Source organism: Cohnella laeviribosi DSM 21336 (genome assembly GCF_000378425.1).
GTDB lineage: Bacteria > Bacillota > Bacilli > Paenibacillales > Paenibacillaceae > Cohnella > Cohnella laeviribosi.
Genome location: NZ_KB899822.1, coordinates 58,468 through 72,594 on the forward strand (window position 1 = coordinate 58,468; position 14,127 = coordinate 72,594).

At 48.1% G+C, this 14,127-nt stretch carries 21 protein-coding genes; 3 read left to right on the plus strand and 18 right to left on the minus strand.

The features are described 5' to 3' along the window. Window positions 1-449 precede the first annotated feature (449 nt). Complete coding sequence (locus F560_RS0111560; RefSeq protein WP_019005898.1) at window positions 450-1,427, plus strand: tyrosine-type recombinase/integrase; 978 nt, start codon at window positions 450-452, stop codon at window positions 1,425-1,427. Between the two features lies 1 nt (window position 1,428). Next, window positions 1,429-2,418, plus strand: coding sequence for a tyrosine-type recombinase/integrase (locus tag F560_RS0111565; protein WP_019005899.1), 990 nt, complete (start codon window positions 1,429-1,431; stop codon window positions 2,416-2,418). Between the two features lie 199 nt (window positions 2,419-2,617). On the opposite strand, the gene F560_RS0111570 is transcribed toward F560_RS0111565, so the two are convergent. The 8 genes from F560_RS0111570 to F560_RS0111605 form a co-directional block, all read right to left on the minus strand. Continuing rightward, window positions 2,618-3,001, minus strand: coding sequence for an aspartyl protease family protein (locus tag F560_RS0111570; RefSeq protein ID WP_019005900.1), 384 nt, complete (start codon window positions 2,999-3,001; stop codon window positions 2,618-2,620). Further along, a complete protein-coding gene (locus tag F560_RS0111575; protein ID WP_019005901.1) occupies window positions 2,991-3,248 on the minus strand; it encodes a hypothetical protein in 258 nt (85 codons plus the stop codon). Before F560_RS0111575 ends, F560_RS0111570 begins: the two co-directional genes overlap by 11 nt. Before the next feature lie 302 nt (window positions 3,249-3,550). Further along, window positions 3,551-3,901, minus strand: coding sequence for a HepT-like ribonuclease domain-containing protein (locus F560_RS0111580; protein WP_019005902.1), 351 nt, complete (start codon window positions 3,899-3,901; stop codon window positions 3,551-3,553). After that, on the minus strand, window positions 3,898-4,185 hold the full coding sequence (locus F560_RS0111585; protein WP_019005903.1) for a nucleotidyltransferase family protein: 288 nt from the start codon (window positions 4,183-4,185) through the stop codon (window positions 3,898-3,900). Before F560_RS0111585 ends, F560_RS0111580 begins: the two co-directional genes overlap by 4 nt. A 522-nt stretch (window positions 4,186-4,707) precedes the next feature. Next, window positions 4,708-5,079, minus strand: coding sequence for an iron chaperone (locus F560_RS0111590; protein ID WP_019005904.1), 372 nt, complete (start codon window positions 5,077-5,079; stop codon window positions 4,708-4,710). A 37-nt stretch (window positions 5,080-5,116) separates the two neighbouring features. Then, complete coding sequence (locus tag F560_RS0111595; protein WP_019005905.1) at window positions 5,117-5,710, minus strand: YdeI/OmpD-associated family protein; 594 nt, start codon at window positions 5,708-5,710, stop codon at window positions 5,117-5,119. Window positions 5,711-5,802: 92 nt separating this feature from the next. Next, the gene (locus tag F560_RS0111600; protein ID WP_019005906.1) at window positions 5,803-6,225 is read right to left on the minus strand and encodes an SRPBCC family protein; all 423 of its coding nucleotides are present in this window, start codon (window positions 6,223-6,225) and stop codon (window positions 5,803-5,805) included. Further along, complete coding sequence (locus F560_RS0111605) at window positions 6,222-6,551, minus strand: ArsR/SmtB family transcription factor (RefSeq protein ID WP_019005907.1); 330 nt, start codon at window positions 6,549-6,551, stop codon at window positions 6,222-6,224. Before F560_RS0111605 ends, F560_RS0111600 begins: the two co-directional genes overlap by 4 nt. A 339-nt stretch (window positions 6,552-6,890) precedes the next feature. Between F560_RS0111605 and F560_RS24630 the strand changes: the two genes are divergently transcribed. After that, a complete protein-coding gene (locus F560_RS24630) occupies window positions 6,891-7,472 on the plus strand; it encodes a hypothetical protein (protein WP_019005908.1) in 582 nt (193 codons plus the stop codon). A 501-nt stretch (window positions 7,473-7,973) separates the two neighbouring features. Here the strand turns inward: F560_RS24630 and F560_RS24195 are convergent. The 10 genes from F560_RS24195 to F560_RS0111670 all read right to left on the minus strand — a co-directional run bounded on the left by F560_RS24195 (window position 7,974) and on the right by F560_RS0111670 (window position 13,845). Next, window positions 7,974-8,927 carry an IS110 family RNA-guided transposase gene (locus F560_RS24195; protein ID WP_019005909.1) on the minus strand — a complete coding sequence of 318 codons (954 nt, stop codon included), beginning with the start codon at window positions 8,925-8,927 and terminating at the stop codon, window positions 7,974-7,976. A gap of 285 nt (window positions 8,928-9,212) precedes the next feature. Continuing rightward, complete coding sequence (locus tag F560_RS0111620) at window positions 9,213-10,229, minus strand: tyrosine-type recombinase/integrase (protein WP_019005910.1); 1,017 nt, start codon at window positions 10,227-10,229, stop codon at window positions 9,213-9,215. 342 nt (window positions 10,230-10,571) lie between these two features. Continuing rightward, window positions 10,572-10,796 carry a hypothetical protein gene (locus tag F560_RS0111630; protein WP_019005912.1) on the minus strand — a complete coding sequence of 75 codons (225 nt, stop codon included), beginning with the start codon at window positions 10,794-10,796 and terminating at the stop codon, window positions 10,572-10,574. A gap of 40 nt (window positions 10,797-10,836) precedes the next feature. Further along, the gene (locus tag F560_RS0111635; RefSeq protein WP_019005913.1) at window positions 10,837-11,022 is read right to left on the minus strand and encodes a hypothetical protein; all 186 of its coding nucleotides are present in this window, start codon (window positions 11,020-11,022) and stop codon (window positions 10,837-10,839) included. Window positions 11,023-11,284: 262 nt separating this feature from the next. Further along, a complete protein-coding gene (locus tag F560_RS0111640) occupies window positions 11,285-11,581 on the minus strand; it encodes a hypothetical protein (RefSeq protein WP_019005914.1) in 297 nt (98 codons plus the stop codon). Window positions 11,582-11,724: 143 nt separating this feature from the next. Then, the gene (locus F560_RS25025) at window positions 11,725-11,973 is read right to left on the minus strand and encodes a DUF2442 domain-containing protein (protein ID WP_083932066.1); all 249 of its coding nucleotides are present in this window, start codon (window positions 11,971-11,973) and stop codon (window positions 11,725-11,727) included. A gap of 121 nt (window positions 11,974-12,094) precedes the next feature. Beyond that, the gene (locus F560_RS0111650; protein WP_156828961.1) at window positions 12,095-12,424 is read right to left on the minus strand and encodes a hypothetical protein; all 330 of its coding nucleotides are present in this window, start codon (window positions 12,422-12,424) and stop codon (window positions 12,095-12,097) included. Window positions 12,425-12,755: 331 nt separating this feature from the next. Next, entirely contained in the window at window positions 12,756-12,980 is a 225-nt protein-coding gene (locus tag F560_RS0111660; protein ID WP_019005918.1) for a hypothetical protein, read from the minus strand. Between the two features lie 107 nt (window positions 12,981-13,087). Further along, entirely contained in the window at window positions 13,088-13,405 is a 318-nt protein-coding gene (locus F560_RS0111665; RefSeq protein WP_019005919.1) for a DUF7678 domain-containing protein, read from the minus strand. Window positions 13,406-13,521: 116 nt separating this feature from the next. After that, on the minus strand, window positions 13,522-13,845 hold the full coding sequence (locus tag F560_RS0111670) for a DUF4259 domain-containing protein (protein ID WP_026298231.1): 324 nt from the start codon (window positions 13,843-13,845) through the stop codon (window positions 13,522-13,524). Window positions 13,846-14,127: the final 282 nt, after the last annotated feature.

The window sequence follows — 14,127 nt, forward strand, 5'->3', positions numbered from 1 at the left end:
GTATCAGCCCGTGCGCCGGCTGCCCCACATACACGAGATGGCCGCGTTGAGTTGCTTCTTATTCTACCGTTCTTTCGTGACGAAGAAAAGAGGATCCGCTCCGCAATGGGGGAAAGGTACGAAAAACAAAAAAACCTGAGAACAATTCCCAGGCTTTTGATTTAAGTATGGTGCTGGTGAAGGGACTTGAACCCCCACTCCCTCGCGGGAAGCGGATTTTGAGTTTGAGGAGGTGCAAGGAGGTGAACAAACGTTCGCCAAAATCCGAGAAGCATTGTGACACAAGGGATTTCAGGGATTGTAAATTTTTCCATTTGAAAAATACGTCCCGCGATTTTGCGAAGGGTTTTGTGCGCTCGTACTTCCCCGGGTTGTACGAGGCCAAACCCCCTCAACCTCGCACAACTTTGACCGCGCCAAACTCCCAAAAAACGGGAGGTTGACGAAAAATGTCGAAGGACAAAGCCGATGCCAGTGTAAAACTTTCCTTGCCCGCCGACGTTTCCTCGCGGGCCCAATTCAGCGAAGCCGTCCGCCTGTTTCTGATGGACTGCCGGTTCCGAAATCTTTCTCCGATGACCATCGAAGGATATTATACGTATTTACGGGCCTTGCAACGCGATCTCGACCAATGGGGGCTTTCCCTGAATACCCTCACCCCAAAAGATCTCACTGTACGGATGGTCAACGAAATGCTGGAACAGGGATTCAAACCGAATACGATCAACGGAAAAATTCGGACTTGCCAACAATTTTTCAAATTCCTCCATCTCGAAGGCATCTTGGACACCAACCTTGCGGAAAGTTTGAAACCCATTAAAAATGAGCGCAAAATGGTCCATACTTTCACCGAAGAACAAGTCCAGGCCATCATGCGCCAACCGGACCGAAAAACGTTTACCGGATTGCGCGATTATACCATGATGCTGGTCTTGCTGGATACGGGCATGCGGGTCAATGAATTAACGCAAATGAAAATTTCCCATATCGACTTTGAGGAGAAAACCATCCACATTCCCATGGGCAAAGGCCGGAAGTTCCGCGTCGTCCCCATTCAGCAAACGTGTGTAAACGCCCTAAAGGAATATTTGGAGGAACGGGGGGAACACGAGTTTGATGACCTCTGGGTCACCGTCTTCCATCAACCCTTTCGACGGTATGGTATCATCCAAATGATCAGCGGCCACTGCCAAAAGGCCGGGATCAAAGGGGTGCAAGGTTCCGCCCATACGTTCCGCCACACTTTTGCGAAATTCTTTTTAATGAACGGCGGCGATATCTTCACCCTGCAATATCTGCTGGGGCATACGACGTTGGAAATGACCCGTTACTACGTGGAACTGTTCAGCAAAGACCTTCACAAACAGCACGAAAAATGCAGTCCGGTCGAACATCTTGCCGAAGATTTGAAAGAAGAGGTGCAATAACATGGACAGGCCCGTAACGCGCCGGAAAAACATCATCAAGGCGGCCGCTGTAAACACCACCACCCCTAAACGCTCCGCCGAATTTATGGATCTGGTAAAGTCCTTTCTTACGGAATGCCGGGCGAAAAACTTATCCGGACGCACGATTCAGTTTTACGAAGAGAACCTGGTCCGGATGAAAAAAATGTTTGATGAACAGGGGATCCCCTTGAACGTAACCACGCTCACAGCCCGGGAGATCAAGCACCATTATGTAGGCCGGATGATTGAAAACGGCCTGGCCAGCAATACGATCAACGGCCGGATCAAAAGCTGCAAAGCGTTCTTCAAGTATTTGTTTGAAGAAGGGATCGTCCCCCATAACCTGGCGGAAGAAATCAAACTGGTGAAAGCGGAAAAGAAAATGATTCAAACGTTTACAAAAGAACAGGTGGTTGCCTTGCTCCAGCAACCCGACAAAAAAACGTTTACCGGATTACGGGATTACACGATGATGGTGGTTATGCTGGAAACCGGGATGAGGATTGGGGAACTCCTCCATTTAAAGGTGGACGACGTCTTTCTCAAAGAGCTTGAAATCCGCATCCAAAAAGGCAAAGGAGGGAAAGCGCGGCGGGTCCCCATTCAAAAAACATGCGCCAAAATCCTGAAGCAATATCTGGGGGAACGGGGCGATGCGGAAACGGATGCCTTGTTCATCAGCATTGACGAGGCACCGTTGCATATCCGGACCTTTCAGGAAAATGTCCAGGAGTACGGCAAGAAGGCCGGGATTACAGGAGTCCGTGTTTCCCCGCACACCTTCCGGCATACCATGGCCAAGTTCTATATATTAAATGGCGGCGACGTCTTCACCCTGCAACAGATACTGGGGCACAGCACCCTGGACATGGTCCGATATTACGTGGAATTGTTCAGCAAAGATATTAAAGAGCAGCATCAAAAATACAGTCCCGTTGAACATATGGCCCGGTATCGAAATGTGATATAAATAAATCCCATTCAAGAAGGGGGCATCTGTTTCCGGATGCCCTTTTGTATATCCAGCCAACACTGAACGTTGGGGTTTTGAAACACCCGCAGCTTTTTCATTCCCCGCGTATCAATAGGGTTCAGTTCGCGAACGGGATGAATCTTGATGATCAGCCATTTAAATATTGAATAATCAACCTTGTATCTATATAGTATGGTCAGTCCGCCGGATACAGTTGCATACGGGACAAATCAACGATAAATTTCCCGGGAATCAACAAGTCCAAATCAATTAAACCGTTAATCCCGTTATCTTCTCCGATTCGTCCAAAGTCCATGTGAAAGTCTTTGATTACAAAAGTATCCACCTGAACTTGATCGACTCTCCTTCGGATCGCCGCTTCTCTGCCTCCAATTCCTGTCATAAAACGGATCCAGTCTTCGGGTTCGCAGGAGTGGAACAGATCATCCACCGCATCGATGGAAATAATGGACTCAGCCGCACCCGTATCAATGACCACATTCCGAATGGTCATATGTTTTCCATGATGAGTAATGACAATAGAGGAAAATAACAGACCATCGATCAGCTTACGATTCATGAACGGAAAGTCTCTTGAGCATCGGCTTATTTCGGACTTCGATGATGATTTTCTCGTTGGATGTATGATAGACAAAACGCCCGTTTGAAGCGGCAAACAACTCTTTCCACGCCTGTTGCGCATCCTGAATGGGTCTGACCACAGCCACTTCTTCCACATGAAACTTATCGTTCTCGTAATGGGATTTTAGTTCTTCCACCAGGATGAATTGATTGGGGAATAACTCCCTCACTTCAGACCACAGCATGCTTTCACCCCTTTGCTTCCCTCTGGACTATTATACCATTACCGATAAAAGGATGGACGGTTCTCTATGTGGATCGGCGGAAACCGCTGCGGCCGCAACCCGGCCTGGCCATCATCGTTTTTTATGTAGTGAGTATTCATGATGAGAGGAAGGGGAAACATGGCGGCAAGACCCTGATTTGAGGTCCTCGTTAGCCTGTTGCTCATGGTGGTGATGACGGCCTGCGCGGAAGTGGACGCTTCACGGTCGTCGTCGCAAACTTCGGAGAGAGCTCCCGTGATGACAGCGGAGTGACCACATTGTTATGTGATGTCTCCGATTTCCTGAATGGCCTTCTCAATCCACGGCTTCACTTCCGGCAGATTCGTTTTAATAATTTCCCAAACAATGCTTTCATCGATCCCGAAATACTCATGAATAAGAATATTCCTTAGACCAATCATCTTCTTCCATGGAATCTCCGGATATTTGCCACGTATTTCATCGGAAACATTTTTTGACGCTTCACCAATCACTTCCAGATTACGAATCACGGCATCCACCATCATCGGATGACGAAAAAAGAAGTCATAATCGACTCCTCTGGTGTAATCAGCAATCTTGTTAATGGAGTCCAATATATCTTTCAGATAGAGCAGACTGCGGTTTTTCATTGAAATTGTACCTCTCGAATAATGTCATTCTTCATCATCGGCTTCAATGCCTGAACCGTTACCAAATCAACCGGTTTGTTGAATACAGATTCCAGATACTCCTTCAAATCAAAAAATTCAAATCCAACCGGTTTGATGAACTCGACCAAAATGTCGATGTCACTGTTCTCCGTATGTTGGTCCCGGGCGTAAGATCCAAACACACCGATCCTGCTTACAAAAAACTTCTCAGCCAGAAACGGCTTTTGTTCTTTAAGAATTTTTTCAATATCCTTGCGCTTCATCGAAATCGCCTCACACCTGCAATTTACCGATCCTTTACTTGCTATTGACAGTTCAACCTTCTTCCCTTATTTAACATTATATCAAAACCGTCCTGTTCTTAAAGCAGAAACGCCCGCCTGGAATTTCCCGAAACCAAGTGCATGTATCAGACATAAGCCTCGCTTGCCCGAAAAAAAGAGGACACAGCGAAAGAATCGGGGAATTTTCTTGCCGAGTCCGCCAATAACTTCTTTCTGCCCGTTGTCTCAAGCTACTTGTTCTCCTCAAGTTCCAATATCCCTCCCACAGCCGTTCGGCGATTTGTTTATGGAAATTTTTGAAAATCGGCAATTTCCTTGATCCGTCTAGGTGATTCCTCCCGTCTGTTTGTTTGGTTTCAGCCCGCAGTTGCTGGGCCCGCGACAGCGAGACCGGTTTGCCGCCGGCACCGCGTCTGCTGTCGTTTTATTATAGGCACCCGTGTGCCGGATGTATTGTAAAAAGGCGACACCGCCGTTCTGAAAGCGGGACTGACGGCCCTTCTATTTCCGCCAGAACGTCGAACAGCCAGCTTTGTCCCGAATATTAAACGCAATAATGTCCGCCAGCAAGTCGTAATGGACCGGCTCGTTCCACGGAATCCGAAACAGACCTTTCGTGGCGCTGTAGCCGGCCCGGGCGATGTCGTGGGCAAAAAGCCTCATGGTCTTCTCTTCTGGGGAAACACTGACATGCTGCTTCGCCGCGGAAAAAGCGATGATAAAGGTACCGTGATCGGTAAACATGGGCGTGTTCCACTTGATTTGCGGTTCCAATTGCGGAAATCTTCTGGCCACCCACGTCAACATTTCCTCCAGCCGGCCGCGGTGATCCGGATGGCGGATGCCTGCCAGATAATCGGTAAAAACCTCCATGCCCGTTACTCCCTCCAACTCCGCGGTTTGCCTGCGCCTAATCGTTCAGTCCTTTTCCGCTCAGAATATGCGGGATATATTTTTCGATTCTAGCCTCCCGGGTTTTGGCTTGTTTGGGCGCGGAAAAATGAAGAATGTACGCTCTCTGCCGTCCCGGCGTCAACGCCTCAAAAGCCGTTTTCAAGCCCGGTACTTCCGTAAATTTCTTCTGCAGCTCCTCCGGAATGGGATGCTCCACATTCTTTTGAACGTTCCCTTGCAAACCGGTTTTTTCCACTTCAACGGCTTCCTCAATATAGGTCTTCAAGACCGGCCGCATTTGGTCGATTTCCTGGACATTGGCGAACCGAATCTGGCGAGCCAACTGAACATGTTCCGTCTGCCGGACAAGGATCCCGTAGGGATCTTTTAACAACGCGCCTTTGTGAAACAGAAGCGCGCAGTAATTCTTAAAACCGTGGATCAACACAATGTTTTTGTTTTCAAACGTGTAACAGGGATGCATCCACTTGAAATCCTCGGTAAGCCCGCAGTCAAGGGCGATCTCTCTCAGCAGCCCGAATTCTTCCTTCCACTGTTTGAGCTTGTGAAAATAAGGATCCAATTTGGGATTCCTTTTGCCTTTGCTCATCAAGGTTCACCCTTCGTAAAAGGTTGCTTAACCGACGACCGGCTGCACACGGAATGCAGCCGGTAATGTTCGATCCTGCACGCGTTCTGCGATTATTGTTCCAACACCTTTTTAAGCTCTCCGCACCATTTCCCCCAGCCGTACCTGGCGCCTTCCAGACCGTGAACCTGGGAAAACCCGGTCTGCTCGAGATGAAGATTGACCCTTCCATCCCCCAAATCCTTTAACGTCCAGGTGACCGTATGCTTCTCCCCTCCACTGGCCCAGGTATAGGATAACCGGGTTGGTGGCTCGACAATAAGGACTTCGCCTTCAATGATCCCGTTCCATCCGTTGAACGGCTGCGTGCGGAACTGAAAACGGTGTCCCACGACGGGTTTAAAATTGTTTTCCTTCGGCTGGCCGTTGTGAATGTTGACCACCCACCTGGCAAGTTTGCTTGAATCGGTTAAAGCGGACCAAAGTTTCTCGATGGTCGTCGTGAACTGAAAATCCATCGACAATTTCAGGCTCACTCTTCTTCCTCCTCCAAAAATTGGTTCAGGCGCGACATGTTCGCACTCCAGAACACGCTGTAAAAAGCCACCCAATCCTGAATTTCCTTGAGCGGAAAGGCGTTGAGCCGATACCGCGTTTCTCTGCCGACTTTCCGGTCCACAACCAGTCCGGCCTCTTTCAGGATTCTCAAATGCTTGGAAACCGCCGTCCGGCCCATCGAAAACGGCGCCGTCAATTTGTGAAGCGGCAATTCCCCCGCCTCGGCCAACAGACGAATGAGCCGGCGCCTGGTCGGATCGGCAATCGCGTCAAACACATCCCGCAACGGGTTGTTCTCGCTCATAACACCCCCCCCAAATACGGATAGCTTCCCGGCCATAGGCGACGCACTACGGCGGGGCGGCTGCGATGCCGCGCGAAACGGGGCAAAGGTTTTCCTGCAACGCGGGAAAATGGACACTTTTTGGTGTCAAATTTATTATAGGACACCGTTTGGTGCCCTGTCAACTACGTCAGCGCACATCGTCAGCATTCGCGGGCCAGGCTGCCGGCCAAAAACAAAATGAAAGCCGGGTGCACGGCTGTTATGTTACCGGCTGGCCGCGGGCAACCGCAACCTTGCCCTGGACATCGTCGTCTAATGGGATGATGAGTATCCATTTTTAGAAGGAAGGAGAAAAACATGGAAAAACGATGGATTGTGGTCCCCGTTTGCCTGCTGCTCATGGTGGCGGTGACGGCCTGCTCGAAAGCGGACGCGGCACAGTCTCCGCCGCAAACTTTGGAGAGAACTCCAACCGTCCAAGCTGATCATCCGACAGACGAGCACCCGTCAGAAGAAATCGGGGACGACGGCATTGATTTAATCAGCAGTTATTTGAGGCAAGCGGACAGTCCAGAGCATTTCCTGGAAAATTTCGCAGCTGCTTTAAAAGCCCGCAATGGAGCTGTCGCCCGCCTGTTTTTAAAGCATGAACTGCGCCATGTGATCAAACCGCAGGTGGTCGGCGTATCCACGCCACTGAAAAGAATCGAGATCCGTCCACTTGACACCGAACAGTATACAATAACGGCCTATTTCGCCCCATACGGCGATAAACCGGAACAATTAGCCTTTGCATGGAAGGCAACGGTGGAACCTGAAAGACCGGATTCAGTGGGCAAGGGCGGGCAGTATTTCATAACCCACCTTGAGTATCTGCAAGATATGACGGGAAATGCGTGGGGCAGTCCTCCCCCGACTAAAACATACGTACTGAATTGATATATTGGCAAGCTCCAGGCATCCCATTCCCTATCCCGGTACTTCCCACAAGTAAAGACGAATCTATTGGGGTGCACATTTTGAGCAGCCGGCCGGCTTACTCTTCATGCTGGCTGTTTTTTATGAAAATGAGTCTTGCTCGAACTGTTATTTGAACATGACAAAACAGGACTACCATCGGCAGACCTTGTACTGGGGTGTGATTGGAAAAAAACTAAGCGGTACGCGAAACGGTAAAGCCTTTGGACTCTAATTGGCGGATCATTTCTGCTTCGCGGCGCTTTTCCTGATCCTTCCGGAAGCGCTCGAGATAATCAGCTCCAAGTTCTATGTAAGGGGTCTTGTTCAAGAGGATGTGGTAAATGATCCGAAGCAAGGTATGGCCTAAAGCAACCAATGCTTTCTTTTTGCCAAGGCGTTTGACCCAGTTCCAATACCTTGCAGAAAGTCGCGTATTCCGAGTCATCGATGCAGCCCAAGCGCATTCGCATAGTACAGCTTTCAGGTGGTTGTTTCCGGACCGGGCCCGAGTTCGTTTTTTTTACCCGCACTCTGGTGATTCCCGGGACTGACGCCAGCCCATGCGGCCAGATGATGATCATCTTTGAAGTTTTTCATGTCCGTCCCAATTTCCGCGATGATGATCGAGGCTGCCTGTTCATTAACCCCCGGGATCGTAGTCAGCAAGTCCAGCGCTTCCTGCTTGTCTGTCAGACGGCGTCGGATGTCTTGCTCCACCTGTTCGATTTGCTGCTCGAGATAGATCAGATGATCCCAAGAAAACCGAATCATATCCCGGTGGTGTTTGCGAAGCCGCCCGTTCAAGGATTGAAGCAGCTTGTTCGACTTGTGTTTGAGGGCTCCTTTCATATGCGTTTCGAGAAATTCCATGGTGATGACTTCGCCGTCCACGATCTTTTGAAGCAGGAGACGGCCGGAGGCTCCAAAGATGTCCGACATATGAGTGGTCAGCTTGATGTTCGCATCTTGGAGCAGTTTGTGAATGCGATTTTTCTCCGAAGTGGCATCTTGAACCAATTTTTTGCGATAGCGGGTGAGATCTCGAAGATCGCGAATGTCTTCAGAGGGAACAAAGCTGCCCTCAATGAGACCGCAGCGCAAAAGTTTGGCGATCCATTCGGCGTCCTTCATGTCGGTCTTACGGCCGGGAAGATTCTTGACGTGGTGCGCGTTGGCAAGTAAAAGGTTTAGGTCGAAGGCCTCCAGTACATTCCATACCGATTTCCAGTAGATGCCTGTACTCTCCATGGCAACATGAGTGCAACCTTCATCGACTAACCATTGACCCAGTTCCATAAGTTCATCAGTCATGGTGCCGAAGGTGCGAATCTCCGACTTCGGGGAGCGATCAAGAGGACCCGTCAACAGACATGCAACGACGGTTTCCTGGTGGACATCAAGTCCCGCGCAGCGTTCAAGAATGGCTTCTAGCATAGTAAGAATCCCTCCAACATGAAGATGCTGAACCGGAAAGACAACCTGAGAACAACGAAGATTTTTTATCCGGACTCTCGGTCCGATAGCCTGTGCTTCAAGGTTGTCCGAACAGTTTTATTTACGGGGTCGAGCCCACCGCAAAAACCCACGAACTGGCCGGTTCAATCTAAGTATGAGGGATTACGGAAAAAGAAAAAAGACTATGATTACATTTTCATCATAGCCTGTGACCCGGCAGGGTCATGAATGTTTTATTTTATCCAAAAGACAATTACAACCCTTCTATCCCTTTCGATTCAAGTTGCGTATGGGGGAAGCTTTTTGGTGCTGTATTTTCTTTTCCGGTTTCCACAAGTTCACATAAATTTTCACCATATCCTGAGTCGTATGTCCTAAAATTTCTTGCAGGCTATAAGGATCCCCGCCATTTAAGATGTACATTTTCGCAAATGTATGCCTCAGGGTATGAGGACTAACCCGGACGCCTTTGATACCCGCACGTTCTCCGTATTCCTTTAGCGTCTCCTGAAAAGTTCTGCCTGTCATCGGTAAACCGTCTAAAGAAACAAACAAAGTGGGATTCGGGAGTTCACCTCGAACTTTCATGTATTTTATCAGCACCTTTCGAACATCATCGCAAAAAGGAACGTCCCTGGGCCGTTTACTTTTCCCCAATACTCCAATCAAATAACATTGCTTCAGATCCACCTGATTCACTTTCAGCGTCAAAACTTCTCCCAATCTCAGCCCTGTATCCAGCATCAGATATAGCATGCAATAATCCCGAAACCCCGTAAAAGTCGATTGATCCGGTTGCGCCAACAATGCCAAAACCTGTTCCTCCGTGAACGAATAAATAACGGGACGCTGCCCGCTTCTTATTTTTAGGTTCGCCGCGGGATTGCTCTGTATCCATCCCTCTTTGTGCAAAAATGAAAAAAATCGTTTGATCGTTTTGATCCGGTTGTTGATGGTGTTTAGCGCATACTTCTTTTCATTGACCATATATGCGACAAAATGTTTTCGGAGTACGTCGACGGACAAACCTTCCACTTGAGGTTCTATGCCTTGTTCCAACATCATTTTACGGTAACTATTCAAGTTCTCTTTTTCAAAATCCACCGTTCTGGGAGACGCTGTTTCTGTCCTCTTGGCCTGGAGGAAAAGATCGACGGCTTCATCCCACGTTAGTGTGCCATTCGAGCCATGATACAATTGTATTTCTGGTATTTTGTTTATCCGCCTTTGTTTTTTAAAGTGGTTGTTATCATTAAAAAAAGGAACGATGTTGCTGCTCACCAGTCTTTCCTCCCCGGTATGGTGGAATCTTGTTTCCTCTTTGAACCGTTATGCCGTTCGTTAACACCGAAGCGGTATTTCCGCAACCCGTTTTCCCAATAACTGTCATTCATACTTTTCGACACCGGGACATCTACCTATGAAGTTCCCGTTCATCATTCCATATATCGCATCACTATGGGCGTTCGTGTACAACGTCAAGTTATTCCCTACCTGGGCCATATGCTGTACTCCATTGGTTGAAAAAGAGATATCGTAGCCTTCATATGCTTTTTTTACCTTCCGTTTAAATTCATCAAAGGTCATACCGCTTACACCTCTAAAAAAGTATTAAGAAACCGGTTACCTTGCGTTCCGCAAAAAGAAGCTGGCATCCTTGGTCTTCAATTTATCCATGAACGAAGCAAATTCTTGTTCGTTATCCACGTAAATTTCGATCACTCCAGTCTTTTGCCGCGGATTAAATCGTTTCCCGACGATCCTTCCCCCGCTGTTCGCCACCTCCCACGCGTAAGTATCCAAATCCCCTTCATGATCGCATTCGCCAAAGACAAGTGTTTTAATCATCCGGCTACATCCTCCATTCCTGTTCAATAAAGTTAAGGGGTTACTTCTCCTGTATCAGCAACAGTTGGAAATCATTTTGTGCAACCGTTAGTCCATATACCTGTTTCAAACGTTCCGCAGCCTTCTGCCGCGCCAATGTTTCCGCTACTGTCGGGTGTGCTGCAAACACCGTTAGCTTTAGGCGATATCCCGCTGCCTCCAACAAGCACTCGTAACGTTTGTCCAATATGTTCACCTTCTTTTGGTCAATTTTTTGTTACGCTTTGTTCCTGCAGGAAAGGCATCGTTCATGCCCTTTGTACACCTGGTCATAAATGGATGGCTCGACCCAAATCGTTTTCCCACAACTGCGGCAAGTAAACAATATTCGCTTCATATTAACGCCCCAATTTACTTGAAATGAATAAAACCGCCCCGAAGGACGGCTTTGAGTTTCCAAAACGATATGCTAAATTTCTTCAATAAACGAGTCTGAAGGACCCTGAAATTTATTCATCATAATCAGACAGTAGAACCTGTCCGGCACAAATCACAGCCGAACAAAATTGCAATCCCTCCATAATTCCTTGGTAAAACAACCTCTCCTTTTCCTTGGCCTGAATCCAGTTACTGCTCTCCTCCCATTCCAAAAAAATCTTAAACTGTTCGGGGTTCAAAACTTGCTTCAACTGTTCACGTAATGTCTCGATTTTTTGAAATTCCTGCCGGAGTACGGGATGGGCTTGGTTTTGCCGCTCCCACAAGTCAAATCGCTGCCGCAAAGTCGAAATGAATTCGTATTCCATGCCACACCTCACATCGTCTCGATTGGATGTGTCGATGGTAACTCTGCTTCGCGGCTGAAGCAAGCGGTTTTGGAATGAATCCGGATTTGGTTGTACCCTCAGAAAAACAACGAATCCTTCCGGACGTTAGTCGCACAGAAGGATTAAGGGAGATAGGGTTTGCTATGTTCATACAACACATCCGGATCGAGGTCGATGTCTCCGGGCCAGACCACCGTTCCGGCATCCCGGTCGACTTTGACTTGTTTGAAAAACCGCTCGTTCTTCAGAGGTTCGAATACAGGACCTTTAAGAAAAGGACGAATATCCACAATACGATATTCCCCAGAATTGAATTCCAAAACTAGATGGAAAGGTTCGACCGGTTGGGTGCTGCGGATTTCATGCATCATTCATCATATCACCTCGCTTACCGCAGCGATGTACTCCCCTCTCACATGAATATGGGGCGGCAAATGATCCTGGTAACAAACGGCATAAAATTACCCGTCACATTACCTTTGATCTTTCCGGCTATTCATCTGGGCTTTCTTTTCCATTCCGTTTGCCGGCATCAAGCCAACCGCTTATCTCGTCCAGACAGGCATACAATTGGAATCCGTCCAAAAACCCTCGGATATACAATTTCTCTTTCTCCTCGGAAACTTGAAAACTCATGTGTTCTTCCCATTCCATAAACAACTGCAATTGCTCGCGCGAAAACGATGTTTGCAGCCGGTCGAAAGACTCGATCGCAAGCTTCCTCTTTTCCCGATGTTTGGGATAGGTTTGCATACGCTGTTCCCATTCGTCGATCCGTTTGCGGAACGCGGTTATCAACCATTCCGGCACACCACCGTACACACCTTGCTCCCCTTTCTCTCAAAATGGTGTGTCGATGGTAACTCTGCCCGGACGCTAAAGCAAGTTGTTTTTACAAGGTGTTCCTGAAATGTTAATCTGCTCCCTTTATTAATTGAATTCCGTATTTTTCTGCAAACCACATGCCTTTGTCCAATGTGAAAAGATCATATTTTCTATAGATTGCGGTTGCAATAATGAGTGCATCGGGGGCTTTTACAACTCGAGTAAAACTCATAAAAGTCTTTCTGAAGTGCCTGGATCGTTTCGACCACGATTTTGTTATCATTCAACAAAGCAATGGCAATGTTCGTATCGAGAATGACCCCCTTTTTCACCATCCTTCCCTCATTTCCTCAATTTCCTTCAACCATTCTTTTGCCCGTTCATCGGAAATGGTTCCCCGAATGCCCATCAAGTCCGAAATCCCTGTTTCGTCATATTCGGTCATCAGGTTGTTTTTTAAATCGATGACGATACACCCATCTTCCTTAACGTTATACTGCTGAGGCAACTGTTTGATTGCCTCCATCGTATGATTGTCAATTTTTTTGGCCATTGTTTATCACCAACCTTGACCTTTGCTTCAATGCTTTACTCAATATTATTGCTTCACTGTATGGTATTGTCAAAGCAAGAAGGATGCTTTCCGCTTCCGTTTTTACGCTAATCCCGACTGTCCTGATAACGCCGTTCCTCGGACGACCAATCGACATTTTTTCCGTCAAAATGGCGAACCGTTTTTTCGATGACCGAGCGGATGCGCCGATCTTTCGGCGGCCCGCCGTCCCATCCCCGGTCGTAATTGGCCAGACACCTGCCGAAGCCGGCCGAGCAGTCGGGATAAACCTGCAGACGGCTGATTCTTCCCTCGGCTATGCCGTACATGGACGGTTCGCCAAACACCTGCGCCTCCACATAAAACCCGTCGACTTCTCCCACATAACGCTTGCCCATAAACCAATTGCCTTTTTCCGTAAACATGACTGTTCCTCCCCTATTGCAAAATCCGCCGGTTATCCAATCTGGAAAACCTCTCCGGCCGCGATTCCCGTCTTTTTTTTGAACTGCTTCCTAACGCTCGAATTCAGACAAATATGCTAATCACGGAGCAGTTTTCTGCCGGAAGGCTTCAAGCGCTTGCTTCCTTTTTTCCGGATCGTTCCAAGTCGCAATGTCCTTTTTCTCTTCTCGATCATTTGCAACGCCCGCCGTTTGATTTCCGGCTGCAATTGTTTCTGTTCCATTTGCAGAGCGGCAAGTGCCAGAACAACCGCAACATCATTCATCGGATCGGGATAATCTTCAACGCACCACTTCGTAACTTCCTTCATCGGCAGTCCTTCGCGCACCAACTGCCGGAAAAGGTCACGAATGTCCAACACATCATCGTTGTCGAAAATGCCGTATCCCCATGCCCCCATGCCAATCGCACTCCTTTTGGATTCATGGCCTTTCCATTTCGTAACGTTACTTAAATACCTAAACACACGCCAATGCAGACGCCAGTCGCACCACACCGTAGACAACATCGCTTTCGGCATTGTAATCCCACGTCATCGCCGCACGCTGATCCTCCCTTCGCATGACACAGCTTTGCTCCACTTTGCCGAAAAAGCAAGTCCAGTGAGAATATGATCTTCCGACGTAGAATTACGTACCTCAAGAACAGGAAAAGGACCCTTGGAAATGCAAGAGTCCTTCTC